This is a genomic window from Herbaspirillum chlorophenolicum (assembly GCF_001189955.1).
Lineage (GTDB): Bacteria > Pseudomonadota > Gammaproteobacteria > Burkholderiales > Burkholderiaceae_D > Herbaspirillum > Herbaspirillum chlorophenolicum.
This window is the reverse complement of sequence record NZ_LFLT01000018.1, coordinates 45794-72539: the sequence shown is the minus strand read 5'-3', so window position 1 is coordinate 72539 and position 26746 is coordinate 45794. Positions and strand designations below refer to the sequence as shown.

Genomic DNA, 26746 nt, shown 5'->3' with positions numbered 1-26746 from the left:
AGATCCAACGTGAGCTTCACCCGCAGAAACGCGCTGAAAACCCTGGCCGGCGCTGCCGCCCTTGCCGCCGCCCCGCTGACCTCTCTGGCCAAGTCAGATGACATCGTCATCGGCAGCCTGCACGACCTCTCCGGCGGACTCGACATTCTGGGTAAACCCATGCAGGACGCCATGCTGCTGGCCGTGCAGGAAATCAACGACGCCGGCGGCTTGTTGGGCAAGAAGGTCAGCATCGCGACCATGGACCCGCAGTCGAACATGCAACTGTATGCCCAGTATGCCCAGCAGATGGCCCTGAAAGACAAGGTCACAGCGCTGTTCGGCGGGATCACCTCGGCTTCGCGCGAAGTGATCCGCCCGGTGATGAAGCGCTTCAATACCCTGTACTTCTACAACACCCAGTACGAGGGTGGCGTATGCGACCGCAATACCTTCTGTACCGGGCAGACCCCGGCACAGAACGTCGACAAGCTGATCCCTTACGTCACCAAGCGCTGGGGCAAGAAGATCTATGTGGTCGCGGCCGACTACAACTACGGCCAGATCACCAATGACTGGATCAAGAAGTATGCCGCGCAGTCGGGCGCAACCGTGCTCGCCAGCGACTTCTTCCCGCTCGACGTCAACCAGTTCGGCCCCACCATCCAGAAAATCCAGGCGGCCCAGCCGGACATGGTGATCTCGGTGCTGGTGGGCGGTGCGCACATGGCCTTCTATCGCCAGTGGGCCGCCGCCGGCATGAACAAGAAGATCCCGATGGCGTCGACTACCTTCAACAACGGCAACGAGCATATTGTCCTGTCGCCGGCCGAGGCCGACGGTATCGTCACCGCCTTCAGCTACTTCGAATCGATCGATACACCGGTCAACAAGGCTTTCGTGGAGCGTTGGCACAAGAAGTTCGGCGCCAGCTATCCCTATATCGGCGAACTGGCGGCTGCCACCTATCAGGGCGTGCATCTGTGGGCGCTGGGAGTGAAGAAAGCCGGCTCGGTGGATCGCCTCAAGACCATCCAGGCACTCGAAACCGGGATCTCGTTCGACGGCCCCAGCGGCAAGGTCACCATCGACCCGGCCACCCATCATTGCACGCTCGACATCCAGATCGCCGAATGCCAGAACAAGAAATGGAAGATACTGGAAAGCTTCAAGCAACAGAAACCAGTCGATACTGCTGCGGTATGCGACCTGATCAAGAGCCCTAACGAAAACAAGCAATTCGTGATCAAGGTTTAAGCGCAGATCATCGCCCCAGAGGAGGAGTTTGTGGATTACATAGCCGTTGTAAGTCTTGAGGTGTTGAATGCGATTGCCGCGCTGCTACTGGCCAGTGTCGGCCTGGCGATCGTGTTTGGCATGATGAAGGTCATCAATCTCGCGCATGGCGAGTTCATCATGATGGGCGGATACGCCGCCATTACCGCGTCCGGTCTTGGCATCAATATCTGGATCGCCACGCTGGTGGTGGCGCCCTTGGTGGTGGGCCTGATCGGGTTCGTCGTCGAGCGCATCGTCATGCGCCACCTGTATGGCCGCATGGTCGATACCATGCTGGCCACCTGGGGGCTCTCGCTATTGTTCATCGGCCTGGTGACCTCCATCTACGGCAATACCACGATAGGCTTGTCTTCTCCTCTGGGTTCGATGACCGTCGGCGCCTACCAGGTCAGCCTGTACACGTTGTTCATCCTGGCGGTGGCGGCAGCTGTCATGATTGGCCTGTTCCTGCTGCTAACCCGCACCAGCTTCGGACTGGTTGCGCGCGGGGTCATGCAGAATCCCGGCATGGCTGCCGCGCTCGGGGTCAATCCGGCCCATGTGTATTCAGCCACCTTCTCGCTGGGCGCGGCGCTGGCCGGCCTGGCCGGCGGCGTGCTGGCGCCGATCACCGGTGTAGTGCCCACCATCGGCGTGGCCTACGTGGCAAAGTCGTTCATCACCGTGATCGGCGGCGGCGCCTCCATCATTACCGGTACCCTGGCGGCATCGGGCTTGTTCGGCGCGGTCAACCAGCTCACTACCTTCGCCACCACGCCTGTCATCGGCGAGGTCGGCCTGCTGCTGGTGGCCATCGTTCTGGTCAGGTTGCTCCCGCAGGGCATTACCGGCCGCTTCTTCCGAGGACGTATCTGACATGAATAACCGTATTCCCATCATTGCCTGCCTGCTGCTGGGCGTGGCAGCCATCGCTGCCCTGCCCTTGCTGCTGGAAACATTCACCCTCATGGAACTGTCGGTCTACGTGATCATGTCGATCCTGGCCCTGTCGCTCGGTTTCGTGTGGGGCTATGGCGGCATCCTGTGCTTTGGCCAGGCCGCATTCTTCGGGCTGGGCGCCTATGCCTATGCCATTGCAGCGATCAATTTCGGCGAGTCGACCGGCGCCTTCCTGGTCGCCATCGCGGTGCCGACGCTGTTCGCCCTGGCGCTGGGTTACTTCATCTTCTTCGGCCGCATCAGCGACGTCTACCTGGGCGTGATCACGTTGACCGCGACCCTGATCCTGTTCAACCTGGTCAACTCGACCTCGGGCGAACAGTACAAGATCGGCCAGGCGGCTATCGGCGGCTTCAACGGCATTCCATCCATTCCGACCCTGAACATCCCGTTCCAGCCTGACCAGGTGCTGTCGCCGGAAGTCTTCTTCATGGTATGCGTGGCGTTCCTGATGGCCTCCTATATCGGCTTGCGCCTGCTGTTGGCCAGCCACTTTGGCCGGGTCGTGGTGGCGCTGCGCGAGAACGAACTCCGCGTCGACCTGCTGGGCTACGACTCGCGCAAGTACAAGCTGGCCGCATTTGCCATCAGCGGCGCGCTGGCCGGTGTAGCCGGCTGCCTGTTCGCCAACTGGGGCGCCTTCACCAGCCCGACCGTATTCAGCCTGACGCAATCGGCGCTGGTCATCATCTGGGTGCTGGTGGGTGGCGTCGGTACCTTGCTGGGACCCATCATCGGTTGCTTCTTCGTGCAGTGGCTGACCAGCTATATCGGCGGCCTGGGCTTCATCAACCCCAACCTGATGCTGGGAGCGGTGCTGATCGGATTCGTGCTGCTGCTGCCCAAGGGCATCGTGTCACTGTTCGGCGACCTGGGTAAATTGTTCAACGGCGGCCGACGCGCCGCGCCAGCCGAGGTCCGCCCGCTCAGCCAAGGAGGCAAGCCATGAGCGCATTGGTCCAGGCCCAGGGACTGGGCGTCAGTTTCGGCGGCGTACATGCCGTCAACAGCGTCGACTTCACTTTGCAGCCAGGCGAACTGCGCTGCCTGATCGGCCCCAACGGCGCCGGCAAGAGCAGCTTCTTTCGCCTGCTGTGCGGCCAGTACAAACCCACGCGCGGCAGCGTCTTCATCAAGGGCCAATCGATCGCCGGCATGCAGTCCTACCAGATCGCCCGGCTCGGACTGGGCATCAAGACCCAGGTGCCAAGCGTGTTCGATGGACTGTCGGTGGAAGAAAACATCTGGCTCTCGGCGCGCCGCGTGCACAGCGCCCGCGAGGCCCGCGCGGCCGTCAACGAAACCATGGACATGGTGCGCCTGTCACCGATCGCCGGCAAGCAGGTCGGCACCCTCTCGCACGGCCAACGGCAGTGGGTGGAACTGGGGGTCGTCAGCGCCACCCGTCCTGATCTGATCCTGCTTGATGAACCAGCCGCCGGCATGAGCGACGAGGAAGTCGTACGCACGGCCGACCTGATCAAGGCTGCCAACCAGCGCAGCGCACTGATCGTGGTGGAGCATGACATGGAGTTCATCCGCATGATTGCCAAGACGGTTACCGTCTTCAACCGTGGCAGCGTGCTGATGGAAGACTCGGTAGACAACGTCCTGGCGGACCAGCGGGTCAAGGACGTCTACCTGGGCAAAGAACTGGAAATGAAGGGATAAGCGATGCTGCAGATCAAGGACGTGCAATCCGGCTACGGCGACATCCGGGTACTGCGGGGAATCAACCTGCAACTGCGCCAGGGCGAATTCGTGGGCCTGTGGGGACATAACGGCATGGGCAAGTCGACTCTCATGCGTACCATCCTGGGCTACCTGCAGGCAAAGTCGGGCAGTATCAATTTCGAGGGCCAGGACATCACCGGCCTGCCCATCCATCGCCGTGCGCGCCTGGGCATCGGCCTGGTGCCGCAAGGCCGCGCGATCTTTCCGCACCTGTCGGTGATGGACAACCTGCGCATGGGGGCAGTTACTACCGGCGGAGAACGTGAACAGATCGTCATGTCGGTGTTGAAGCACTTCCCGCGGCTCAACAATTACCTGGACCGCGCCGGAGGCTTGCTGTCGGGCGGCGAGCAGCAATTGCTGGCGTTGGCGCGGTGCCTCTGCGCGCGTCCCAAACTGATGCTGCTGGATGAACCGACCGAAGGTATCCAGCCGTCAATCATCTCCGAGATGGTCGACACGCTGCACGAGATTCGCAAGGAAACCGGACTCACCCTGCTGCTGGTCGAACAGAACCAGGCCTTCATCGGCAGTCTGGCCGACCGGGTCATGACGATGCAAAAAGGCGTGCTGACCAATGAAAGCAGCACCAGTGACTTCCTGAAGAACACGCACGCGTTTTCATAAGCCGATCTGCGCGGAAACCCGCGCGGCATCGTCCGACACCATCCACGTCACCATTTGAACGGACGCCTCGCGCGCCCGCAGGGGAGGGTATTGCCTGAACATTAACCAGATGCCGCCTTTTCAGTAATCCGCGCTCGCCATCCTGGCGCAGCGTCCATCCGACAAGCAGCCATCAAAACGGGACAGACCCCCGGGGGACTTTTTTTGCTCAAAAAAAAAGCCCTGACAAAAAGAAAGCTGCTGCAGCACGGCGAAAGCCGCCAGAGAACGGTCGCTTTGTGCATTTCGGCGCACGGCGACCCTTGAGGTCCATCATTGATTCACAACAGGGAGAGGGTAATGAAACAGCAGTTCAAGCATCTTGCAGCACTCGCAGTACTGGCCGCAACCGCCGGCGCAGTCCATGCACAAAGCTCGGTTACCATTTCCGGCTTGCTCAACGTCGGCATCGCACGCGGCAACAACGGACAGACCCAGCTTGACGGCACCAGCGCCAATGGCAAGTTCGCCATGAATGACTTGCTGTCCAACTTCGCGTTGTCCGGCAAGGAAGATCTGGGCGATGGCATGTGGGCCGGTTTCCAGCTGGTGTCGTTCTTCCAGGTCGACAATGGCGCACTGTTCCAGAACGACAGCTTCTTCAGCTCGCGTTCGGTGTTGCGCCTGGGCGGCCGCTTCGGTGAAGTCTACATGGGCCGCTCGCTGACCCCGGCCAACTTCCAGATCCTGTTCTACGACCCATGGGGCTGGAACGCCAGTTCGGCCCAGGTCGGGTGGCAGATCCAGACCGCGAATTACAAAAGCACCTCTTATCTGCGGACCAATAATACGGTGGGTTACGTCTCGCCCGAGCTGCATGGCTTCACGCTTTCGCTGGCGCACTCCACCGGCGAAAACGTGGTCTCCAACGACGATGGCGCAGCGCTCGACTACAAGAACGGCGCGCTGTCGCTGGGTATCGGCTATGACCAGAGCCACGGCATGACCAACAGCCCTACCAAGGATCACATGGCCGACGTGGTGGCTGCCTATGACTTCGGTTTCATCAAGCCGATGGCGACCTACACCACATCCAAGGTCAACAATGTCAGCTACCGTGCCTACTCGCTGGCCGCCACCGCACCGGTCGGCGTCCAGGGCACCCTCAAGGCCGCCTATGGCCGGCTCAACGACTGTGCCTGCATAGCCGGGGAGCGCGCTGCACTGTCGAAGATCTCATTGGGTTACCAGCATGACCTGTCCAAGCGCACTGCATTGTTTGCCAACCTGAGTCGCGCCAAGGCGCGCACGCTATCGGCTACCAATACGGTGGAACTGGGCATCCAGCACGGCTTCTGAAAAAAGCAGGGGATCGGCGAGCGCGACTCGCCGATCCCCTGCGCCAGTGCCTTACTTTTTCCTGGTTGGGGTCATCTCCGAGATGGCCCACAATCCCTCGAACATGGCCCGGTTCAACGCAGCCAGCTCCTGGCTTTCAATCACCAACCCATAATTTTCGCGCTTCGACGACAGGTACGTCACCTTGTCGTCGTGGATGTACATGGTCATGCCCAGGTCGATCGACGGCGGCGCATAACGCAGTTCGCGCATGTCTTCAGGCGAACTCGGCCAGACCGTCTCGACGTCGCGCGACTGCGAGCGCAAGACCCGCAATACGATGCCGCGGCGCACTCGCTCATCGATGATCGCGGCCATGGCGTCACGCCCGGGGACTTCGTTCAATTCGTGCATCGACAGGATGCCCAGCAACGGCCCGGAATGGCATTCGAGGGTGCCCTGCAGCGCCTTGACGATCCCTTCCCTGCCCTCGTAGAAATGAATGCGCGGCTTGAGCTCGGAGGCATTGAACATCGACTTCAGCTGCGGCACCACATCGTCGAGCAAAGCGCGACTGCGCTGCCATTGGGCGATCAGCACCTCCGGGTCCTCGGCGACCACATGCATGACCCCGTTATCCTTGGCCAGTTGCGAGACCAGCCCACGGCTCTCCAGCTTGGCCAGCAAGGCATAACCGTTAGTGCGTGAGACGCCGGCCCGCTCCGCGATCACCGTTACCGGCGCCGAGCCGCATTGCAGCACGGCCAGGTAGAAGCGCATCTCTTTCTGGTCCAGGCCCAATTCTTCCAACTGCGATTCGATCTTGGACATGACATTGGTGACAACAAAAATATAAGGACTCGTATTATGCCAACTAACTCGTCACACCATAAGTGCCAATGACGCGCCCCAGCAATCCTGGTGTACGGCTGCGCAAACAGACCGCGTCGCCTGCCGGCGACGCGGTCGACCATAATGTTATTCGTTTTGCGTCAAATTAAAACGGCTTAGCGAATTTGATGAGTATAAGCAAGCGATTTAGTCTACTATATCCGTTCCCGAAATTCGGGCGGCGTACGTAGCTTGCAATCGCCTTTCAAGCCCAACGCACCATCACCGGCGCAGCGGCAAAGTGGCCATAACAACGACCGATTGTCAGCAAATGAACATCGCATGTTATATCCGCAATTCCAACGTCTATGACCAGGTCAAGAATGCCTTGGTCAGGGTCGGCTATCTGCCGACGCAATTCGATTCCGAAACCACCCTGCTGCGCACCCTCAAACGCAAGACCTTCGAATTCGTCATCATCGACCTGTCCAGCGCCGAAAGCGAAGACAGCATCTTTTCGTGGCTGAGCTTGCGTAGCGGCGACCCGATTCCCACCCTGATCCTGTCTTCGGGCCGGTCCGCCGACATGGTCGCGCACGCACTCGACAACGGCGCCGACGACTTCTTGCAGCGTCCTTTCGAAGCGGTCGAGCTGGTTGCACGCGTCAATGCGGTGATGCGCCGCTGTGCCCCCAAGAATAATCGTCGCGTCATCGAGTACGCAGGTTTCCAGCTGCAACGCGATGCCGCCAAATTCAGTTACCTGGGGTCCCCGATTTCGCTTACCCCGCGCGAATTCAGCATGGCCTGGCTGTTCTTTTCCTCGCCTGGCGTCTATATCTCACGCGAAACGCTGGGCTCGGTCATCTGGAGTACCGATAGCGAAATCGCCGGCCGCACCATCGAACAACACGTCTACAAGCTGCGCAAGAAATTACAGATCGACAACCGCAACATCGTCATCATCCGCACCGCCTACAGCCAGGGCTACCGCCTGGACCCGGTCGATGCCGGGCAGGACCAGACGATTCCACCTCCCTCCTATCGCGAAGCATAAGCAATTCGTCATTTATTTCCGACAAACAAAATTTCGGAAACTTGCATCAATAAGCTTATATAAAGCTTTCTCCACACTACATTGCAACAAAATGTTTTTAATTGTCGAAATTTATTGACACAAAAAACAAGCTCCATCTATAGTGACTGTGAAGGCAGACGCAAGGTACGGGTATTTTTTCCTGGCGCCACCGATGCGCTGATCTGTCCGCCTTCCTTGCCAGGGCTTTGCCCCGCATAACCAATCATGGCCGCTGCCCGCCGGTTGCCATCGCGCCCGCATGCCGCAGTCCCGTTTCGCGCATTGGACAAAGCACTCCATGGCGCTGGACCGGACTGCAATGGCAGGCAGGCTCCCGCACGCCAGCAGATGCAATTCTTTGCCAACCGATGGAAATCATGATGACTGCACGTGTCAATCCTCCCAGCGTCGATATCGAAATGAAGAACCACGGCCTGTCGCGGGTCGGCTGGATCTGGATCAATCGCCCCGTCGACGGCAACGTCATTGATCGCAGTATGGTGCAGGAGATCATCCGTGCTGTCGCATCGCTGAACAAGAATCCGGAAGTACGCGTGATCGTGTTGGCCGCGCGCGGCGAGAGCTTCTCATGCGGCATCGAATCGGGATGGCTGCGCGCGCAGGCCAGCGCGTCGATGAGCGATGCACTGGATGACACCCGCAAGCTGGCGCAGCTGTTGCAGGTCCTGGCCGAATGCGAAAAACCGACCATCGCTCGCGTGCAGGGCAACGCCGTCGGCATCGGGGCAGGAATGATTGCGGCCTGCGATATAGGTATCGCAGCCGACCATGTGCGCTTCACGATGGTCGACGACAATCTCGGCATGGCACCTGCTGTCATCACGCCGCACCTGGTGCGCGCCATTGGCGCCCGCCAGTGCCAGCGCTATTTTCAAACCAGCGAACAACTTACCGCAGTGCGGGCGGCAGAACTCGGCCTGGTCCATGAGGTCGTTGCGCCTGAAGCGCTCGATGAGCATATTACGGCCCTGATCGCGTCACTGCTGCTGGGCGACGCCCAGGCGCAGCAAGCATCGAGCAAACTGATTCGCGCCATTGCCATAGCACCCGGCTCGGTCGACATGACCGCGGACGCCGTGCGCGTTGGCGCCCGTTTGCGCGCCGGCCCATCGCTGCGCGCCCGCATGGCGCTACCGGTCGAAAGGCCATTTCTGTCCGTGCATCGCGTCGTGCTCGATGAGTGGATGCGGGAAGCAGACTGAGGCGTTATCGATGGCACACCGTTGGGTGTGCTGCAATTCAATCAAAGAAAATGGCGGGAAGGATAATCCTTCCCGCCATTTTTCAAATTGCTAGCGACCTAAAGGTTGGCCGCTACAATCGAACAACCTGCCTCATGCGCCTCGGCTAATCGTATCGAAATTCGGACGGCGACGGATCTTCGGTTCATTGCGGCGGTCCTCCGCGATCTGCTTGGCTTCTTCATAGACGGCCTGGTGCACGTGCAGCGGATAATCCACCGAGCGGGCAAACAACTTCTGCTGGTCGGCCGGCTCGAATTTGGGCAGCTCGTCTTTCTTGCTGTTGTATTCGATACCGGCTGCCACGAAGGCGCGCATGCGCTCATCACCTTCGACACCGAACTTGGCAGGATTGTCGGCCATATACTTGGCCACTACACCGGCCGTGTCCGGACCCAGCTTGCTTCGGGCGAACAGGTCAGCCAATACGGCGAAGGTATCGCCCTTGTTGAGCGCTGCTGGATCCTGCTTGATCGCGTCATCGATGGCAGTGACGAAGGCGGCCTTCTTCTCGCCCGAGTCGAAGGCGTCGCTGAACGGGCCCACCTCGGCCTTGAATGCAGCCGGAGCCACTTTGGCGTGCTTGTCATACAGACGCTCGACTTCTTCGAACGCCGCACCGGACAACTTGGCGGCATACAGGTGCTCCTGGGCCATGCGGCGCAGCGTCAAGCCTGGGCTCACATCGTAGGCCGAATCGCGGTTATTGACGTCATACGACACCAGACCGACCTTGGACCGCGTCCCGGGCAGCGCCGCGCCGGCGCCGTTGTAGCCGAAGTCCTGGACTGGCACACGAGCATCTTCGCCTGCTTCCACCTTAACGCGGGTCATCAAGCGGTTGCCGGTCAGTGCTGGCAGGTCTGGCAGGCTCTCGTCAACCGGAACCACCTGGCCAGCCAGCGATTGCAGTGCCGGTTCAGCCTTGCGATCGAACGTGGGCGATACCACGAAGACGTCGAACTTGGCCGATGCTGCCATGTCGCGGCCCTTGAATTCGATCTGGTTGTCGCCCGGTTTGACCTTGAAATCGCCATAGCTGCCTCGCTGATAATCGAGAATACCCGCTTCCTTGAGCATCACCGCAAAATAATGCACGCGGAAAGGCGATGCAGTGATGTCGTTGGTCAGCGTGGTGAGCACGTCCATCTCTTCCTTGTTACCGCGGCCGCGGGCAACTTCGCTGGTAGTCACACCGGCCGGCTGCGCCCGCTCCATCAGGTAACCGGCGCGCCCCTTGAATGTCAGCGGCGCCAGTTCAGTCATGCGGGCAATGGTCTCATCCGGATTTTCGGTCGGGCCATAGCCGAGGATCATTGGCAGGTAAGCCTGGCGCCGGGCGCCTTCCAGCGTCCAGGTGGCTTCCTTCAAAGCCTGCTCGCGGGCCGGGCCGGTCAGCCTGGTGGCTTGCGTCAGCTTGTCCATGTGCTTCAAGGTCGAATCACCCTGCGCCGCCAGCAATGCCTCGGTGGTCAGGCCGGTCTGGTGAACTTCATCTATTGTCATGCGCAAGGTAGTCGCCACCGACGCAATGGCCAGTTTGGCAAAGCTCTTATAGACTTCCTGGCCATCCTGGTGCAGGTACATTGCATGCAGCTCTTCGGCGGTGCCGAGGGGCTTTTTCTCCTGGGTCCACTCCGCAGAGTTGGTATGGCGTGGTGAGATCCACTTGCCCCCCGTGAAGCTGACCACGGTCAGCGCGCCCTGGTATTTAGCCTTGGCGGCGTCGGTCAGCTTGTAGCCGAAGGGCGACTGCTCGTCGACTTCCATCAGCTTCATCGAACCGTGCAGGGCGATCAGTTGATCGTACAGCGACAGGCCGGTCCCCCCCACCAGCACCTTGGCGCCTTGTTTCAATTCGCCCTCGGCGTCAAGCAGGCCCTTGGCGCCCAGGAACTCATTCAGATCCTCCTGGTTCATCGGTTTTGCAAAGGTGAGCTTTTGCACTTCCGTGTCCGAGATCGGATTCTTGACGGTGGTGCCGGTGTTGAGCACCAGACCGCGAGCACTGAGCTCGACTGCGGAAGAACCGGGCTGTTTCACGTTACGCACCAGGACCTTGGGATTAGCGGCGTCCGAGATATCGATCTTGTCCACCGAGGCTTCGGTGATCACGTTGATTTTCAAGAACGGAAAGGTTTCGTGCGCCAGTTTGCACAGATCAGTGAAATGATCCAGTTCTTCCTGCCCTTGGTCGGCGCGAGTCAGTGCAGCACGGCCCGTGGTCGGGGCATCATCGGTGCCTTCCGGCGCCTTGAAGGCGGTTTCCAGGGCAGCGTGTGCAATTGGGTTCTTTTCGGCGTACTTACTACCGAGTTCGGCGCGAAATTCCTTGTACAGCGCGCTCAGGCGCTCTTTGTGCTTCTGTGCTTTTTCTGGCGAGGTATTGACGGTACCCACGCCTTGGTCGGGACCCCAGCCGTTACCGCGCGCTACCCAATCCTTGGGCTTGCGTTCGATCAGGGTGGTCTCCATGCGGTAGTCCTTGTTCTGGCCCAGCTTCAGGAAGTCTTTCTTGTGCTCCAGCATGAACAGCAGGTCTTCGCAGACCTGTGCCGTACCGCGTGGACCGGCGCCAACGATGATGCGATGGTTGACCTGGCTATTGGGCTGGCGGGCGGCAAATTCTTCCAGAGAGACGTGCAGTTTCTTGGAGCCGGCGGTGGCGTCCGAACTGGTTGTGGCGGTGGTGAAGTCGGACTGAATTGATTGGATAGACTGGGTCGGATGCAGGCCAGGTGTGTTTGCGATGCTAGTCATGATCTTGCGTTCTTTCGTATGCGTTGTTGATTGGGGCGCAATATCGCGCCAGGTGTCGCATCGGGCATTGGCGCCAACGATGCGTATAAGTTATGCGGAGACAGGCGGCGAAACCGGATTTGCGATCTTCAAGCTGCCCGTCCGACCATTGGTAACGACGGCCGGCATGACAGTTCCATGACAAACGGCACGACGCGAAACACCGGGTGTTGGCCTTCCTGCGTCCCGCAGTAATAGCAGTAGGTAGAAAAGCAAAAAGGCGCCGACGGGCGCCTTTTGCATCAGTGCAGTCAATAAACTTATGTAATACGGCACGGCGGTCCGGCTACGCCGCGTGATCCGCGATCGCCTGCGCATACCCCGGCATCTCGCTTTCAACCTGGTACTCCCAGGGCCAGCGCAGGTAATGGCGCGGATCGGCGTCCATGCTGAAATCGGGTGCGAACATGCCAGGCGCGTCACAGCGAAACACGCTGAAGGTGCCGACCTGGTTGTCCAGCCTTTCGCAGTAGCGCCGGCAGCGTTCAAAGGTCCAGCCACTGCCGCAGACATCGTCCACCAGCAGGATACGGCGCCCGTGCGGCGCCCGCGCCGGACCATCCAGGAACTGCGGCTGGGGATTGCGTCGACTGCAGACCAGATAGTCGATGGGCAAACCGGTACTGCGGGAAATCAGAGCCGCGACCGGACTGCCGGCGCGCAGGATCGCCACCAGCAAGTCGTAGCGCGCCGCAATCTCGGCCTGGTGCCGCTGCACCATGGCCTCGATCTCGTGCCAGCGCACGTGGCGGGTATGTTCAAAGGCCATCCACGATGGCGGTTGCGATTGGGTCAGGTCAAGCATGATGGTCATCAAGCCTCTTCGTCATCGCGCGGCGTGGGTCGCGTGGGCCGCGACTGCCACGGCAGGTCATCATGCACCCGCCTCTGGGTCGGGAACGATCTGTCCAACATTTCTCGCATCTCCGGTTTTGCCAGGGTCTCGATCAACGTCCCCTGCAGCAAAGAACGGCGTGCCACATACTTATGGCCGGCCTTGTCGCTGGCGGTGAGACTCTGCTTCAAATCCCTCATGTGAGCGGCATGCTGTTGCTCGCTGTTGACGCCGATGACCTTGGCAAAAACCAATGTCATATCTCCGCTGGCCTTGTGCAAGTCGCGTTTGTTGCGCAGATTGCTCGCGGCCAGGGCAAAGCGCGCCAGCCGTCCAGGCTTGCGTGGCGCACCTTGTTCGGCATCGGGCTTGTCTATGCTGCCATCCGTGCTGTAACCGGTCGACTGCGACTCCAGCGTCGCCGCTGCCGGCGCGACATCAGGCTGCTGGCGGAGCTGATTGATACGACGCTCCCAGGAGCGCGTCTGCGGAGGCGCCTTGCCGTCCCCAGCCGAGCGAACCACATAGCTGGGTTGATCCGGGTTGTCGCTGGGCGCGAACCTGGCACGGGCCGACTTGGCCTGCTCCTCCACGACATCGCGATAGGCCTGCTTGAGCACTTCATTTCCCTTCAGGGAAGCCTGCAACATGGTGCGCTTCTGCTCGCTACGCGCCGCCCGCACGTCCATGCGCGCCCGGCCACCCGCATCCAGGTGCTTGCTCTCGATCAGGCTTCCCGCCACCGCCCCCTTGACGGACAAGGCCGCGCCCTGGATCCCTACCAGCGCGTGCTGCAGCGTGCTGCGAGTGCGGCTGGCGGCGCCGCTTGCGCCGCGATCATAAGCAGCGCTGACCCGATTGGCGACATAGCTGGCCAACCGGGGTGGCCCATCGGAATGCACCTTGATGCGATGGTTGTCGTTGATGTCGCTCAGATACCGGCTTCGAACGCTCTCGGGCTTGGCATCGCTCAAGCCGGACAAGGGAACATAGCCTTTCCCTTGCAGATGCGATTGCAGGGCCTCATCTAACTCACTAACAGTTTGATGATCCAGGCGGCCAGCCCTGGCATCCTGACCTATGAACTGCTTTCCGTTCAGGCGACGGATGTTGTGCTCGTGCTGTTCCGCGCGCTGGCGCTGCAAGTCGAAGGCGCCAGGCTTTTCTTCCGCTCCGGTCATTTTTTCAAGCTTGCTCCGGGCGCTGTCGAGCCGTCGCTGGCTCCAGGACTTGCGTATCGACAGGTCCAGGTCGCGCACCGCGTTGACCATGCCGGCCGCGCGCGGCATATGGTGGCGCGCCAGCATGTTGGTGATCTTGTTGTTGGGGCTGGGATTAAAGGTCGAGCGCAGCGCAGTGGAGGTCTTGCTCGCGTCGTCAATGTGGTGGAAGTAGCCCGGGGAATTGACGGGCTTGTTATCGATGGGACCCATGATGGCTCCTGGTTGAATACGGTTGTCTCGGGGGGCGCCAGCGATATGCTCAGGCGTCCAGGAAATGGTCGGTGCGCCAATCCCTGGCCTGTTCGGCCAGGTTGAGCAGGATCGTCATCAGTTCGGGTGCACGCAGCTCGTTGAGCCGGCATTGGTAGCCGAACGTTACGCGCTGGTCCGGCCCCAGCATGAAGGCGGGAGAATTGGCTGCGTAGATCAGCATGTTGGTTTCGAGCAGGGCCTGATAGGCGTCCAGCAGGCGCTCCTGGGGGGGCGTGCCGAAATCGCAATAGACGATGAGGTGATCGGGCGAGAACTCCTCATCGTACTGGACGAAAAAATCGATGCCATCGACTTCGATGGCGTTACCTTGCACCATCAGTTCTGGCTGATCGATATTGGCGATCGCGCAGAAGTCATTGGTCAATTCAATAAAGCGGCTTCTGGACATGGGTTCCTCTTGTTGTGGTTTCACCCATGGGTGCCCGGTGCAGCAAGTGTGGTTCCGGACATTGAAGATCGTTGAGAGAAAATTCATGCCCCAGGACACAGGAACAGGTGGCCGCGCGCCCGCCCTATCCCGGTTGGCCCATCGGGATACGGAAGGCATAAAAAAAGCGACCTTCATTCGAAGGTCGCTTCCGGGCATGACGCCGTGTACGCTATCTAGCGCTTGGCGCTGTTGAGCATTTCATGCAGTTCCAGCCGGTTGTAGGCCACCCGCAGCGCATCGCGCGCCGATACGCTCTTCTTGTGCACCAGTTGCAACAGCACTTCGTTGAGGCTGCGCGACATGTTGTCTTCCTTGCGTTTCATGAAGTCATTGATCATGTGCAGCTTGGCCGGGTCATTGATGTAGGCGGCGATCTGCTGGTTGTTGTTGAACACCATTTCACTGGCCATGACGTGATGCTCGCCGTCTTCGGACGGCAACAGGCTCTGGAAGATCACCCCCACCAGGCTCTCGGCCAGCGTGGCAGCCCGCTGGGCGCGCTGGTCCTGCGGAAAGAAACTCAACAGTTTGGTGATGGCGCGCACGGCGCTGCTGGTATGCAGCGTAGCCAGCACTAGGTGGCCCGATTCGCCGGCGTGCAAGACGGTGTCGGCGGTATCGAAATCACGGATCTCGCCGACCATCAGCACATCCGGCTTTTGCCGCAACGCCTCGCGCAATCCTGACGAAAAGCTTTCAGTGTCGGTCGGAACCTCTTTTTGCGAAATCAGCGACTGCTTGCGTTGCAGCTCGTATTCGATCGGCTCTTCGATGGTGATGATGTGGCCATGCCGGGTCGAATTGATGTAATCGAGCATCGACGCAATGGTGGTGGTCTTGCCGGCGCCCGTGGGGCCGGTCACCAGGATGATGCCTTTGGTCGCTTCGAGCACCGTCTTTACGTAACTTGGCAAACCGGTGCGCTCCAGCGCCAGTGGCTCGAGCGGAAAGCGGCGGATCGAGACGGCGACCTTGCTGCCGCGTCCCATGCGGTAGATATTGCAGCGCAAGCGCCATTCCCCCAGCACGAACGGGCAATCCAGCGCGCCATCGATGATCTTGTCTTCCCAGTCTTCGTCAATGGCCGCCAGCAACGGCGCCAGGTTTTCGATCGACACCGGCATATCGTGCACCTGCTGCCAACCGCGCGGCGTCTTGAGCATCAGCGGTTGGTCTTGCTCGATATGAATGTCCGAGAAAGTCTGCGTAGAGTTGACGAGCGCGAGCAATTCCCGTTGGAGATCGCGTGCGTGGAAATGGTCATTTGACATTCGGCCACCTGATTTTTGTAAAGCACTTTTTAGTCTTGATGGGAGAGCGACGGACTGCTTCCCGCTGCTTTCTCCGACATGTTTGACCGCCGCGACCCCGGGCTGTGCAAGGATTTGACCGCCCACCAAAGGTGTTTTCCATGATCGGTCCGACAACTGACATCATGAAAGGGGAGTCTACTATACCTGCTCGCGCCGTCGCAATTGTTCGCAAAAACTAATATTTATGCGTACATAACGGTATCCCGCCTGCTGAGTCATCAACCGGCCAATTGAGCGAAATATCGTAGGTCGAGCGAAAATTCAATCGAAGGATGCATGCCACCTCCCTTTCGCGTTTAAATCATTTGCGCATTGCCTTCAAGCCTGGCCCGGGGCCCATTAACATTATCTGGACGCCTGCATCAGTATCTCTTGGGGTATGTTCTTGTATACCTTCTGGGCATACTTGATACGCAGTTGCGGATTACGCGCGTTGTAAGCGCCTACCGCCTCCCAGGTCAGGCCCATGCGCGCCATGTTCTGGGCCAGGATCCAGGCCCCCACCTGGAGATTCACGCAGGGGTCCTTCAATTGTTCTTCGGTAACACCGTACTTGCGCAGTGTTGGCAGCCAGCTGCTGTTGATCTGCATCATGCCGATGTCATAGCTGCCATTCTTGTTCTTGTTCATGGCCTTGGGGTTCAGGTTGGACTCGGTCTTGGCGATCGCGTACAGCAGGTGCACGTTGACGCCGTACCACGAAGCCACCTCATTCCAGCAAGCCAGTGCCGGCGCGCAAGCCAGGCAGGCCAGGATCAGGGCGGCGGTCTGCAACAGCAGGCGCACCAGCCAGCGGGGTCGTTCAGGGTGAATAAGTTCCATTTGCATATCTCATTGTCTTGTCTGCGCCGCAAATAAGCGGCCGGTAGTTACTGTCCATGACGATCGTCCCGAACGGATACACGATGTGGGTCGAGTTTTCCCACGGATCGTAAATCGCATAGTTGCAAGGCGTACCGGCGACAAAGGTATTGTTGCCGACGGTGAAAGCCGGCGACGATATCCAGCGATTGACTTGCACCCCCTCGGTGACCACGTTATGGGCGACATAGACGTCCTTTGCATTGACCGCACGCGCGGCGTTGACGTCCAGGTCGGCCGAAACGTTGTTACTAGTACTAATGTCGCCAGTGGCATGAATAGTTCCACCGGCCACGATATTTTGCGAGGCATTGACGTTGCCGGCATTCACATTGCTGGCGGTGACATTGCCGGTGGTGACATCGCCGGCGGTCAACGTGCCGGGCACGTTCATGTTGCCGTTCTGGTCCACCGCCAGCGCGACCCAGTTCGCACCGTTAAAGGTGAAGGCGCGCGCCAGGCCCCTGACCATGCGCACGTCGCCCGCCGTATTGCCGGCGCCTGGAAGGTCGGCGTAGTTCTGCACCGGGTCTTTCCACTGCGAGGGCGAACTCCATACGTTGTTCGTGCCGCATACCAGCAGGCCGCGCGTGACGGAGTCGATGGCAACGGCAGCCCGGTTCACGCCATCCGCATCGAGGCAGCTCGCTCCGGAGCTCACCAGCGCCATGTCCGCCATGCGGATCGGCGTATTCATCCGGTTCAACTCGGGACGCCCGGAAATAACATTGCGATAGAGATAATCGGCAGAAGACTGCCCCGGCCCATCAAAAAAGAGATTGGATGCCAGGTGGCCGCCGTCGCTGGCACTACCGCTCAGGTTGGTGCCCCCGCTGCAGGTGGTGGTCCGATAAGAGGTCGTGCTGCTGCTCCAGTTGCTTCCCTTGGCGTTGTTGAAGTCGAAGGTGCTGATATAACCGCCGTTGGGTCCGGCGTTGGCGGCAACCACGGGCAGCACTTTCTCGGGAATCTGGTCGCCGCCGGTAGTGACCACCAGCGCATCGAACTTGCCCGGGTTGCCGCCGGGATCGGGCTGGCGGATCAGCACGCACGGCGTCTGGCCATAGACATTCTTGGCAGCGGTCCCATCGGACAGGAATTTTTCAGTCTTGAGTTGCGCCACGCCTACCGCCAGCAACGATCCCGCTGCCGGCAATGAAGTCGTCAGCGTGGCGGCCTTGGCAGCGATGTATTTTTGCCCGGCGGCCACGATCTGCGACTGGTAATAGGACGCCTGCTGGCCCTTGGTGTCTTCCAGCGAGGTATCCATCATGCTGGACAGGCTCATCACGAGGATGGCGCCGATGGCGAGCGCACCGAGGATTTCGAGCATCGCAACACCGCTTTGGCGACGCATGGCAGAAGGAGGACGGGTCGGCATCATGTTCATTTGATCATTGCGATCCACACCGGCGCACCGTTGGGGATCGACATGGCGGAAATGGCGGAGGTCGGGATATTGGTGTTGCCGGCTGTCGGCGACTGCAATTTGTTGGTAGTGCTGTCATAGACGCCGAACAAGACCGAGTTCTGCGCCAGGCTGGCCAGTTCGGCGACCAGATTACGGTCCGGCAGCGTCGTGGTGTAGATGTAGATGATGCCGGAGGCGTCGCGGTAATTGCTCCATGCCAGCGGCGTGCTCTGCTGGTACAGGCGGCTCCACGACGGCAGGTAGCCGCCGCTCTTGAGGACGGCCGTGGTGACGACGCCCGGGCTTGAATCATGCGCGGTGAAATAATTGATGACGGCGTTGCGATAGATGCCCATCTCGGCCGCCGTGCTGGCGGCCAGGCTGGCCTGGACGCCATCCAGCGTCCGCGAGTTTTTGGTTGCAAACACGCCCGCCACCGCGATCAGGATGGCCACTACTGCAGCGTTCCACATGAGGAGCCCTCCGTTAGGTCGGGCTGGCGGGTGCAGCTGCGCCCGCCAGCGCATTCGTCACAGCGCCGGTAATCAGCTCGATGTGTAGACGATGGAGTTGTCGGCCGCCGAACACTGGGTAGTGGCGTTATCGGCCGTGAGCGGGAAAGTAGTCAGGGTGGTTCCACCGTTGGTCTGCACCGAGGTCCAGCCATTGGCGCCCGACAACATGCTCACACAAACGTCTTTCGGCACCGATGGATAGGTGATCTGGAAGCCGGTTCCGGATCCGGCGATGGCTACTGTGCCGCCCCAGCTGTTCTTGAGCGTGGTGCCGTCGGCGGCCAGCGTGCCGGGCGCGGCCTTGGCGGTTTGCAGCAGGGTCGGGATGCCGGCGGTTGGATACGTCTGCCCCATATACAGCTTGCGCACCGCGGTACGCAAGCCGATCACTTCTTCATTGGCCTGGTTCGACTTGGCGCTGCTGAAGGCGCCGGTCAGCAGCGAGATCGCCCCCATCACCACGATGGCGGCGATGCCCAGGTAGGCAATGCCTTCCAGCAGCGACGCGCCTTGCTGGCGGGCGACCTTGCTGTTGGAGCGAATTTCCCTGGCGTGTGAACCACTCATTTTTTCGACGTGCATGATTAACCCCTGTTGGAAGAAAGAACTGCGTTAAGAGCATTAATGAGCGCGGGCAAGTGCCGCAATTTCCTGCTGAATCCCGAAGAACCCGATCACCAGCCAACCAATGACCACCGCCATGGTGACCACCGCCAGTCCGTTGACCAGCTTCATGCGCAGGGAAATGATTTCCACCCCCTGCTCCATCCATTCATCCGCCAACAGCTGCAAGGCCTCGGCGAATCCCTTGTACTCCGCATAGACGCAGAGATCGTCGATGACTTCCTTCGACGGAAACTGATATCCCGTATTGCGCAACGCCTCGCCACAGTTCAGGCCCGAACGTACGCCCAGCAACGCGCCATCGAGACGTTCGCGCAACCAGGGCTGGGCGCCGCTGGACAAGCGCATCAGCGCCTTTTCCACTGTCACGCCGGCGCCTTGCAGGGCCGAGAACGCCAGCAGGAAACCGCTGCCCACCATCAGGCGATAGATCGAATAAGGCGGCGCACGGTCGGCCCAGATGCGCAGGCTGCCGCGCCAGCGGGGCAGCGACGCGAACAGGATCACCAGCGCCACGGCGATGCCCAACAAGGTCCATCCCATCCAGTGCTGCACCCACAGCGACATCAGGTACAGCGAGCGCGCCGCCCCCTGCCACTTGTTGGGGTCCATCATGGTCGTGAATTGCGGAATGACCTTGGCCCCGAACAGGTAGATGTACGACAGCACCAAGCCCAGGATCGCCAGCGGATAAGCCATGCCGCCCACGATCACCGCGTTGATCTTCTTGCGCGCCTGGACCACGTTGACCACCGAGATCAGGGTCGGCTCCAGCTTGCCGGACTGCTCGCCGGCCATCAGGATCATCTGCTCCGACTTCGGCACCCAGCCATCCAGCGCTTCCGACAGCAGCCGGCCGTTCTGCACGCTGCGGCGGCAATCGTCGAGGATGATCGCCAGCGGCTCCTTGGATTTCTTGCCGTTATGCGATTCGCGGTCGCGCAATTCTTCCAGCACCTTCAACAGCGGCAAACCGTTGCTGAGCATCTTGGACATCTTGCGGTACAGGCGCAGCCGCGCCGTATCGGTGAATTGCGTCTTGGCCCACAGGCGGTTGATATCAGGTAGCACTGCGCCCCTCCACCACGGTCAGAAAGGGCAACACCGGCGCGCGGTCATAGACCAGGTGACCCACCACCCGCTCGGCCATGCGCGGGTCGAGTTCGCCGCGCGCCACTTTCTCGATGGCGTGCTCCAGCATGGTCCTGCCGCCCAGTTCGTTGACCCAGTACTTCAGCGCCTCGGTCTTCTCTCCCTGGCGCACCAGTCGGAAGAAATGGTCGTCCGGGATGATGATCTCGGCCACCACCGAACGTCCCACCGTACCCTGCCCCTTGCATTCTTCGCATCCCGGGCCGGTCACGCAGACACCTTCCAGATTGGCCGACACCGCCTGGCGCACCCGCGCCAGCATGGCCGGCGGCAGCGCTTCGGGATTCTTCGCCAGCGGCTGCCGGCAGCACTGGCACAGCTTCTTGACCAGGCGCTGGCTGATCAGGCCGGTCACCACGTGGTGGTCGGCCACCAGGCTGGCGGGCAAACCCAGGTCCAGCAGTCGGTCGACGATGGCCAGGGCGCTGTTGGCGTGCACCGTGGTCCACACCTGGTGCCCGGTCATCGAGGCGCGCAGGGCGTTTTGCGCGGTGGCGCGATCCCGCACCTCGCCGATCATGATGGTGTCGGGGTCCAGCCGCATGGCGTTGGAGATGGCGGCGGCAAAGGCGCGCGAGCGCTCTTCTTCGCTGCCGGCATTGGTCACGGCGGTCTGTACCGCGCCTTCGATCGGGTATTCGACCGGGTCCTCGATGGTCAGCACGTGCAGCTTGCCTTCGGCTTCGATGATCTCGCCGGTCAGCACCCGCTGCAGCGTGGTCGACTTGCCCGAGCCGGTGGGGCCGCTGATGATGTTCAGGCCGACCGGCTGCTCCTTCAACTTTTGCAGCGCGATGGCATGGGCTTCGGAAAAACCCAGCGGCCGCAGATCGATGTTGTCGCCGGCATCGTTATAGAGCAGACGCATCACCATGACCGAGCCTTCGCTGGTGGGCACGGTGGCAATACGCACGCCGTACAGCGCCGGCGGCAGCTTGTCGCGATCCGAGATGGCGGCGTCCTGGCGCTCGGTGGGCTTGTAGGAGCTATCCGAGACCGAGGTCATGGCGCCATACAAGGTAGCCAGCAGGCGGTCGCCATATTCGCGGGTCTGGCCGCCTACCGGCACCAGGTCGTTGTGGATGCGAAAGTAGATCTCGGTGCAGTTCTTGCGCACCCGAAGATGGATATCGGAGGCGCGTGAACGGCAAGCCTTGTTGAGCAGGTCCTTGGCGGTGACCTGCATCATAGTGTGCTCCTGGTGGCGCTCCTCGGGCAACACGCCGCCGATGCGGTTGATGCGGTAGATCACCTCGACCCCGCTGGACTCCACCTGATACGGCTGCCCCAGCCGCTCCAGCCGTCCCTGGTAGGACATGACATGGGGATTGAGCTCTTGTCCGGCCACGACCAGCAGACGGCCGTCACCCAGCAGGCACAGCAGCTTGCGCTCTTCCTGGCTGGCCTCGAACAGGCCGCCGTGGCTCAACACCTGCAGGCCGTCGAAGCGCGGTACGTCGTCATGGGTGCCGGCGGGCGTGCCTTGCGGCTGTTCGCGGCGGCGTGGCAGGCGCAGTTTCATCTCGCGACTCCTCGTGCAGCCGGAGGCACGCCCGGTCCGGGGAAGTTCGGGTTGAATCCGGTCAGCACCGGCGCATAGGTTCCCAGGCGGAACTGGCGTCCCTTGTTGGATGCCAGTACCTCGCGCGGGTGCACCGCGACAATCTTCATCCCGCCGGGCAGGGTGTCGCCCTGTTGCACATCGACCATGCTGCCATCGCTCAATTGCAAGGTGGCATACATGCGGCTGCCGATGCCTTCGATGGCGCGCACCACCGGGTCGCCCACCACCTCGGGCTGGTTGAGCGCGGCCGTCACGCTTTGCCGGGCAGCGATCTCGTTTTGCTTGGTGACGATGCTGGCTTGCACTTCGAGCTGCTTTTCCCGCGCCTTCAAGACCATGGTCTCGGCCTCGATCCGGGTCAGGCTCTCGGAGGTGCTCTCGGCGTGGACGGGAAACGCCGTCCCGCTTGCTACCGCCAGCGCTGCAATAGCGGTCTTGAGCGCAATGGTCTTATTTCGCATATATCGTTCCCTCCATGATCCACTGGGATCCTTGATAAACCACCTTGTCGACCCGCACACCCGGCCGGTTGAGAATCTCGGCGATCTCCAGCGGCTCCATGCCGCCGGCGACGAGCTTGAAAAGGTAACTGCGCCAATTGGGCTGCCACTGCTGGTCGCTCGTATTCAATTGCGGCGTCGGCGCAGTGCTGACCTTGATCGGCACCCCCATCATCTGCAGCCGCGACAGCAACGGCTCGAGCGTCTCGCGGGTGTCTTTCAAATCTTCGTTCTGCGGCGCCTGCAATTTCAGGGGGCGCGCGTAGCTGGCACGCTCTCCCGTCGCTTCCACGACGGCGTCCGGCATCTGCTCGCGCAACATGGCCACGGTCGACATGCCCCGGCCCCATGCATAGGTCTGCGCCTCCTGGGTGCAGGTATAGGACTCCAGCACCCAGCCGCCTGCCGTGGGATGGGTGAACTGTTTCTGGCAGCTCTGCATCAGGCTCACCGGCGAGGCCTTCTTGGCCCAGGGACGCGCGGCCACCGAGGCTTCGCGCATCAATCTTTCGCGCACCTGCTGCATGGCGATCTCGCGTTCACGCTCTTCCTTCTTCTGCTGGTAGATCTTCCACCCGTAGGTGCCGCCCAGCGCCACGGCGCCAATCACGGCGGCGGCAGCGGCCATCGGCACCCAGCTGGGGCGGCCGCCGATCTGGCGCATGCCCCACCACTTGTGGATGCGGATGCTGCCGTCCGGCCGCTGCGGGATGAAGCTCTTGATGTCGCGCGGCTGGAAGTTGTGAAAGCCGAACGAACGCAACTCGTCCTCACCCAGCACCACGTTCCATCCGCCCAGCGCGTAATCGTTGTGCAAGCGGTCGAGCACCTCTTCCTTGGTGCCGGCGAAGTCGCCATTGGGCAGGAAGTTGGCGTCGCGCACCGCGAAGTAGACCCAGTGGCCGTCAGGCAGCTTGAAGGCGCCCAGCCAGTTGTGCACCGGTTGCTGCTCGCCGTCGTAGAACGCACCTTCGATGGCCAGCGTCTTTGATACCACCGCGGCCAGCGAATACATGCCGCGCTTGATGCCGTCCCTGGTCTGGGCAAAACCGGCCTGGGCCGTGGTGTGGTCCATGCGGACCACCATCAGGTCGGAATCGATCCGGCGGCCCAGCTCGGCGGCTTCACGGTTGAGTTCGCGCGGCTTGGACAGCGATTGCCAGAACAGGCCGCAGACGAACTTGTGCTTCTCTAGTGTGGTGATATAGCCGGCCATGTCATCTTCCTCAGGACGCCGGGCCCATGGCCACCGGGGTAATCAGCACCACGATCACCTCCTTGTTGGTGGATGCCGAGAAACCACCGCCCAGCGCCATGTTCTTGGCCTCGCCGACGCCCGAGCGGCCCAGGTCGTCGTCGGTCTGCTCGAAGCCGCTGATGATCAGGGTCTCGTTGGACTTCATCGCCACGCGCTGCAGGAAGTTGCGGGTGTCCAGCTCGGGCGACTCGATCTGCGAGGTGACCTTGCCGTCGGAGTCGCTGGTGCCGATGATGGTGCGGATGCGGCGCAGCGTCGAGATGTCGGTGGAGAACTGCAGCATCACGGTGCCATTGGTCAGCATGTGCGGCAGGATGCTCATGTTGAATCCGGCCGTGACCACGCCGGGCGTGAGCGACGTGGTCGACCCGACCTGCGCTACCAGCGAGGTTTGCAGCGATTGCAGGTAGGTCGTCTGGCGCGCCACCTGCACCGGCACCGGCTGGTTATTGAGCGTCACCACCGATGCGGTGGTCTGGCGCCGCACCCGGCCTTGCTCGGACAGCGCCTGCATCACCGCCTGGCTACCCGCAAACTTGGAGGTCCCGCCGGCCGGGACGCCGGCGGTGAACGACACCAGGCCGGTGGTCGTAGCACCTTCATAGGCGTTGGAGATGCCGAATTTGCTGTTGAGACTGCGGTAGACAGCGGTCCAGTTGATACCGTACTGGTCCGAATCGCGCAAGATGACCGACAGCACGGTCACGTTGATGGCAATTTGGCGCGACAGCGACTTGTTCTCGCCATCGATGTAGGACGAGATGCGTTCCAACGAATCAGGAGTATCGACCACCGTGATGGAACCGGTGGCAGGCGAAGCCAGCACCTTGCCATACGGCGACAGCATCACCTTGATCGCCGACTCCAGTCCGGTATAGACCGACAGCTTGGACGCGACCTGGGTGTTCTGGGTATTGTTGGCGTTCACGCCCGAGGACGAGCTGCCGCCGCCACCGGAACCACCGCCGCCGCCGCCACTGCCACCACCGGTGCCGCCGGTGGAGGTCGCGCCACTGGTGACGGTGGCCGAGAAGGTCGAGTCACCCGGAATGGCGCTGATCTGGAAGTTGCGCGATTCGGTGTGGAAGAACTGGATCACGCCATCGCTGAACTTCCACGACACCCCGAAACGGGCGGCGGCGGTATCGAGCAAGCCCTTCAGCGAGCCACTGTTATAGGCAATGCGCACGCCATTGGGCATGTCGGTGAAGGTCGGCTGGGCCTGGCCGGTATTGGCCGCCGGGCCGCGTCCCGGCTGCACGGGGCTGCTCATGCCTTCGCCGGGAGTGCCAGCGGGCAGGGGCAGCATGGGGCCAGCCCCCGGCACCATGCCGGGGGCGCCGCGTCCTGCCGCACCGGGCAGGCCAGGCAAGCCCGGAACGCCGCGCGAGCGGAACGCGCCACCGGAGACTTCCAGCGCGTCCGGGCTGACCTTGCTCGGTATGCCCGAGCGCAGGGTGATCCGTTCAGCCAGTTCGGTCAGCGAATTGATGGTGCGATCAAAGGTAGTCGGTTCATAGAAGATCGGCGGCAGCGAAGGCTGGCCTAGCTTGATCGGCGTCTTGCCCAGCCAGATCCCGGCTTCGTGCTTGACCAGCGGGGACGACGGCATGACGGTGCCGGGCGCGGTGCGGCCCACGTCGCGGCTCAGGCGAGCGGCGCGTTCGGCCTCCTCGTCAACCTTGACCTCAAGCTTGTTGGCCAGCCCGCTGCAACCGGCGATCAGGATTGCCAGCGGCAACAGCAGCGGCAGTTTGCTGGAATAGGCCCTCATCATTCGCTCCCCTTGGCCATGATGCGCAACACTCTGTTGCCTTGATAAAAGACTGCTTTCATTGGAATTTCTGCCGACTCCATGCTGCTGGCGACGATCGACACGGCTTCTTCGAATGTGCCGCGGACCTGCGTGCGGGCCTCGACGGCATAGTCCACCGGCAACTCCCACAGCAGTTGCCATCCGGCCGCAGCAGCCCAGCGCGCCATGGTGGCGTTGAGGGTCTTGTCGGAGACGACGATCTCCCAGGTGCGGGTGGCGTCGGCGGACACGGCGATGGCTGCCGGCGCGGCTGCCATTGGCGCCGCATCGATCAAGGTTTCGGTGGTGACAGCGCTCTTGCCGGCCCGTGCCGGGCGGACTACCGGCTTCTTGTCGGTGTCGGCCTTGGCCAGCACCAGCGTATCGCTGGCGAGCGCAGCCCTGGCCAGCGGCAACGGGTCGCAGTCATCCAGTTCCGGCTCGCCGGCCACCAACTGGAAGCGGCCATCCTCGGCGCTGGCAAAGGTCGTGGTACCGACATACCTCATGGACGGCAGCGCCGCTTGCGCAGCGGCCTGGCTGGCCCAGCCCGAGCCCAGCGTGACAACAAAAGCGCAAGCCACCAACCTGAACCGCCTGCCGTGGCAGCAGCCTGCAATGTTTGAGCGAACCATGACGCATCCCTTGAACGACAACGTTAAAAAAAGGCAAACAGAGTCCCCTGCGTCTTGCATGCGCAAGGCCGCCGGTGCGAAACGGAACGGGTAATGCCCGGCCTGAAATCGCTTGAAATCCTGAAAATGTGCTGTTGCCCGAGTTTCGAATGTTGCTTAATTCTTTTGCATCTCTTTCATCGCTTGCTCACCATTGCAGTGAACAATTCAACGTCGGCGCGGTACGCCATGCGATGATCCCTGTCCTTGCCCGGCCAGCGTTTGCTGGCGCTTTCCGTCTCAACATGTTGCACAGTGTAACTAAACCGGGGCGTGAAATTCTCAACAAATATGACCGCACCGGAACTGGACGAAACAGCAATCTCGCCGTCCTTGCACACCGTTTCCTGTTGGCCGACCACCCAGCCATCACCTGACTGTCCGGTCGCTGAACATGAGTGAAACTGGCTGAGCGGCAGTTCCACCGCCCGACGAAAAAATCTGCGCCCCCAA

The 26746-nt window shown here is 61.1% G+C and carries 25 protein-coding genes; 9 read left to right on the top strand and 16 right to left on the bottom strand.

Translation table 11 applies throughout. The features are described from left to right. Positions 1–9 precede the first annotated feature (9 nt). The 6 genes from AKL28_RS12875 (at position 10) to AKL28_RS12850 (ending at position 5916) form a co-directional block, all read left to right on the top strand. Complete coding sequence (locus tag AKL28_RS12875; protein WP_050468540.1) at positions 10–1236, top strand: urea ABC transporter substrate-binding protein; 1227 nt, start codon at positions 10–12, stop codon at positions 1234–1236. 30 nt (positions 1237–1266) lie between these two features. After that, entirely contained in the window at positions 1267–2133 is an 867-nt protein-coding gene (locus AKL28_RS12870; protein WP_050468539.1) for a branched-chain amino acid ABC transporter permease, read from the top strand. Position 2134: 1 nt separating this feature from the next. Beyond that, a complete protein-coding gene (locus tag AKL28_RS12865; RefSeq protein ID WP_082221478.1) occupies positions 2135–3166 on the top strand; it encodes a branched-chain amino acid ABC transporter permease in 1032 nt (343 codons plus the stop codon). Then, positions 3163–3888, top strand: a complete 726-nt coding sequence (locus tag AKL28_RS12860) for an ATP-binding cassette domain-containing protein (protein ID WP_050468566.1) — start codon at positions 3163–3165, stop codon at positions 3886–3888. The genes AKL28_RS12865 and AKL28_RS12860 overlap by 4 nt, the downstream gene beginning before the upstream one ends. A gap of 3 nt (positions 3889–3891) precedes the next feature. Continuing rightward, positions 3892–4578, top strand: a complete 687-nt coding sequence (locus tag AKL28_RS12855; RefSeq protein ID WP_050468538.1) for an ABC transporter ATP-binding protein — start codon at positions 3892–3894, stop codon at positions 4576–4578. A 339-nt stretch (positions 4579–4917) separates the two neighbouring features. Continuing rightward, positions 4918–5916 (top strand): porin, encoded by a 999-nt coding sequence (locus AKL28_RS12850; protein ID WP_050468537.1) that lies wholly within the window; start codon positions 4918–4920, stop codon positions 5914–5916. Positions 5917–5967: 51 nt separating this feature from the next. On the opposite strand, the gene AKL28_RS12845 is transcribed toward AKL28_RS12850, so the two are convergent. Beyond that, positions 5968–6726 (bottom strand): TrmB family transcriptional regulator, encoded by a 759-nt coding sequence (locus AKL28_RS12845; RefSeq protein WP_050468536.1) that lies wholly within the window; start codon positions 6724–6726, stop codon positions 5968–5970. Between the two features lie 331 nt (positions 6727–7057). Here AKL28_RS12845 and AKL28_RS12840 point away from each other — a divergent pair, with 331 nt between their 5' ends. After that, entirely contained in the window at positions 7058–7783 is a 726-nt protein-coding gene (locus tag AKL28_RS12840) for a response regulator transcription factor (protein ID WP_050468535.1), read from the top strand. Positions 7784–8181: 398 nt separating this feature from the next. Further along, on the top strand, positions 8182–9027 hold the full coding sequence (locus AKL28_RS12835; RefSeq protein ID WP_169801841.1) for an enoyl-CoA hydratase-related protein: 846 nt from the start codon (positions 8182–8184) through the stop codon (positions 9025–9027). 132 nt (positions 9028–9159) lie between these two features. Here AKL28_RS12835 and AKL28_RS12830 read toward each other — a convergent pair whose 3' ends face one another. The 15 genes from AKL28_RS12830 to AKL28_RS12760 form a co-directional block, all read right to left on the bottom strand. Beyond that, on the bottom strand, positions 9160–11826 hold the full coding sequence (locus AKL28_RS12830) for a hypothetical protein (protein ID WP_050468533.1): 2667 nt from the start codon (positions 11824–11826) through the stop codon (positions 9160–9162). Positions 11827–12151: 325 nt separating this feature from the next. Continuing rightward, on the bottom strand, positions 12152–12679 hold the full coding sequence (locus AKL28_RS12825; RefSeq protein WP_231602420.1) for a phosphoribosyltransferase: 528 nt from the start codon (positions 12677–12679) through the stop codon (positions 12152–12154). Beyond that, positions 12679–14133, bottom strand: coding sequence for a hypothetical protein (locus tag AKL28_RS12820; protein WP_050468532.1), 1455 nt, complete (start codon positions 14131–14133; stop codon positions 12679–12681). The genes AKL28_RS12825 and AKL28_RS12820 overlap by 1 nt, the downstream gene beginning before the upstream one ends. A 49-nt stretch (positions 14134–14182) precedes the next feature. Then, positions 14183–14584: a CesT family type III secretion system chaperone gene (locus AKL28_RS12815; RefSeq protein WP_050468531.1), complete on the bottom strand. Its 402-nt coding sequence runs from the start codon at positions 14582–14584 to the stop codon at positions 14183–14185. 215 nt (positions 14585–14799) lie between these two features. Further along, positions 14800–15897, bottom strand: coding sequence for a type IV pilus twitching motility protein PilT (locus AKL28_RS12810; RefSeq protein ID WP_050468530.1), 1098 nt, complete (start codon positions 15895–15897; stop codon positions 14800–14802). A gap of 387 nt (positions 15898–16284) precedes the next feature. Next, positions 16285–16761, bottom strand: a complete 477-nt coding sequence (locus tag AKL28_RS12805; protein ID WP_050468529.1) for a lytic transglycosylase domain-containing protein — start codon at positions 16759–16761, stop codon at positions 16285–16287. After that, positions 16742–18133 carry a shufflon system plasmid conjugative transfer pilus tip adhesin PilV gene (gene pilV, locus AKL28_RS12800; protein WP_231602419.1) on the bottom strand — a complete coding sequence of 464 codons (1392 nt, stop codon included), beginning with the start codon at positions 18131–18133 and terminating at the stop codon, positions 16742–16744. The genes AKL28_RS12805 and pilV overlap by 20 nt, the downstream gene beginning before the upstream one ends. Before the next feature lie 53 nt (positions 18134–18186). Continuing rightward, a complete protein-coding gene (pilM, locus tag AKL28_RS12795; RefSeq protein ID WP_050468527.1) occupies positions 18187–18684 on the bottom strand; it encodes a type IV pilus biogenesis protein PilM in 498 nt (165 codons plus the stop codon). A 72-nt stretch (positions 18685–18756) separates the two neighbouring features. Further along, a complete protein-coding gene (locus tag AKL28_RS12790) occupies positions 18757–19308 on the bottom strand; it encodes a type 4 pilus major pilin (RefSeq protein ID WP_050468526.1) in 552 nt (183 codons plus the stop codon). Between the two features lie 39 nt (positions 19309–19347). Further along, positions 19348–20421, bottom strand: a complete 1074-nt coding sequence (locus AKL28_RS12785) for a type II secretion system F family protein (RefSeq protein WP_050468525.1) — start codon at positions 20419–20421, stop codon at positions 19348–19350. Beyond that, a complete protein-coding gene (locus tag AKL28_RS12780; protein WP_050468524.1) occupies positions 20411–22024 on the bottom strand; it encodes a GspE/PulE family protein in 1614 nt (537 codons plus the stop codon). Before AKL28_RS12780 ends, AKL28_RS12785 begins: the two co-directional genes overlap by 11 nt. Then, entirely contained in the window at positions 22021–22527 is a 507-nt protein-coding gene (gene pilP, locus AKL28_RS12775) for a type IV pilus biogenesis protein PilP (protein ID WP_050468523.1), read from the bottom strand. Before pilP ends, AKL28_RS12780 begins: the two co-directional genes overlap by 4 nt. Then, complete coding sequence (gene pilO2, locus AKL28_RS12770) at positions 22517–23782, bottom strand: type 4b pilus protein PilO2 (RefSeq protein WP_050468522.1); 1266 nt, start codon at positions 23780–23782, stop codon at positions 22517–22519. Before pilO2 ends, pilP begins: the two co-directional genes overlap by 11 nt. A gap of 10 nt (positions 23783–23792) precedes the next feature. Then, positions 23793–25598, bottom strand: coding sequence for a PilN family type IVB pilus formation outer membrane protein (gene pilN, locus AKL28_RS12765; protein ID WP_050468564.1), 1806 nt, complete (start codon positions 25596–25598; stop codon positions 23793–23795). Then, positions 25598–26203, bottom strand: a complete 606-nt coding sequence (locus AKL28_RS12760) for a toxin co-regulated pilus biosynthesis Q family protein (RefSeq protein ID WP_231602418.1) — start codon at positions 26201–26203, stop codon at positions 25598–25600. The genes pilN and AKL28_RS12760 overlap by 1 nt, the downstream gene beginning before the upstream one ends. 200 nt (positions 26204–26403) lie before the next feature. Between AKL28_RS12760 and AKL28_RS24470 the strand changes: the two genes are divergently transcribed. Next, positions 26404–26670, top strand: a complete 267-nt coding sequence (locus AKL28_RS24470) for a hypothetical protein (RefSeq protein WP_156226327.1) — start codon at positions 26404–26406, stop codon at positions 26668–26670. The last annotated feature ends 76 nt before the right edge of the window (positions 26671–26746 follow it).

Bases quoted from the DNA above. Each gene is read 5' to 3' on its own strand.
- AKL28_RS12865 (WP_082221478.1), top strand. From the start codon at position 2,135: ATGAATAACCGTATTCCCATCATTGCCTGCCTGCTGCTGGGCGTGGCA.
- AKL28_RS12860 (WP_050468566.1), top strand. From the start codon at position 3,163: ATGAGCGCATTGGTCCAGGCCCAGGGACTGGGCGTCAGTTTCGGCGGC.
- AKL28_RS12855 (WP_050468538.1), top strand. From the start codon at position 3,892: ATGCTGCAGATCAAGGACGTGCAATCCGGCTACGGCGACATCCGGGTA.
- AKL28_RS12850 (WP_050468537.1), top strand. From the start codon at position 4,918: ATGAAACAGCAGTTCAAGCATCTTGCAGCACTCGCAGTACTGGCCGCA.
- AKL28_RS12845 (WP_050468536.1), bottom strand. From the start codon at position 6,726: ATGTCCAAGATCGAATCGCAGTTGGAAGAATTGGGCCTGGACCAGAAA.
- AKL28_RS12840 (WP_050468535.1), top strand. From the start codon at position 7,058: ATGAACATCGCATGTTATATCCGCAATTCCAACGTCTATGACCAGGTC.
- AKL28_RS12835 (WP_169801841.1), top strand. From the start codon at position 8,182: ATGATGACTGCACGTGTCAATCCTCCCAGCGTCGATATCGAAATGAAG.
- AKL28_RS12830 (WP_050468533.1), bottom strand. From the start codon at position 11,826: ATGACTAGCATCGCAAACACACCTGGCCTGCATCCGACCCAGTCTATC.
- AKL28_RS12825 (WP_231602420.1), bottom strand. From the start codon at position 12,679: ATGACCATCATGCTTGACCTGACCCAATCGCAACCGCCATCGTGGATG.
- AKL28_RS12820 (WP_050468532.1), bottom strand. From the start codon at position 14,133: ATGGGTCCCATCGATAACAAGCCCGTCAATTCCCCGGGCTACTTCCAC.
- AKL28_RS12815 (WP_050468531.1), bottom strand. From the start codon at position 14,584: ATGTCCAGAAGCCGCTTTATTGAATTGACCAATGACTTCTGCGCGATC.
- AKL28_RS12810 (WP_050468530.1), bottom strand. From the start codon at position 15,897: ATGTCAAATGACCATTTCCACGCACGCGATCTCCAACGGGAATTGCTC.
- AKL28_RS12805 (WP_050468529.1), bottom strand. From the start codon at position 16,761: ATGGAACTTATTCACCCTGAACGACCCCGCTGGCTGGTGCGCCTGCTG.
- pilV (WP_231602419.1), bottom strand. From the start codon at position 18,133: ATGCTCGAAATCCTCGGTGCGCTCGCCATCGGCGCCATCCTCGTGATG.
- pilM (WP_050468527.1), bottom strand. From the start codon at position 18,684: ATGTGGAACGCTGCAGTAGTGGCCATCCTGATCGCGGTGGCGGGCGTG.
- AKL28_RS12790 (WP_050468526.1), bottom strand. From the start codon at position 19,308: ATGCACGTCGAAAAAATGAGTGGTTCACACGCCAGGGAAATTCGCTCC.
- AKL28_RS12780 (WP_050468524.1), bottom strand. From the start codon at position 22,024: ATGAAACTGCGCCTGCCACGCCGCCGCGAACAGCCGCAAGGCACGCCC.
- pilP (WP_050468523.1), bottom strand. From the start codon at position 22,527: ATGCGAAATAAGACCATTGCGCTCAAGACCGCTATTGCAGCGCTGGCG.
- pilO2 (WP_050468522.1), bottom strand. From the start codon at position 23,782: ATGGCCGGCTATATCACCACACTAGAGAAGCACAAGTTCGTCTGCGGC.
- pilN (WP_050468564.1), bottom strand. From the start codon at position 25,598: ATGAGGGCCTATTCCAGCAAACTGCCGCTGCTGTTGCCGCTGGCAATC.
- AKL28_RS24470 (WP_156226327.1), top strand. From the start codon at position 26,404: ATGTTGCTTAATTCTTTTGCATCTCTTTCATCGCTTGCTCACCATTGC.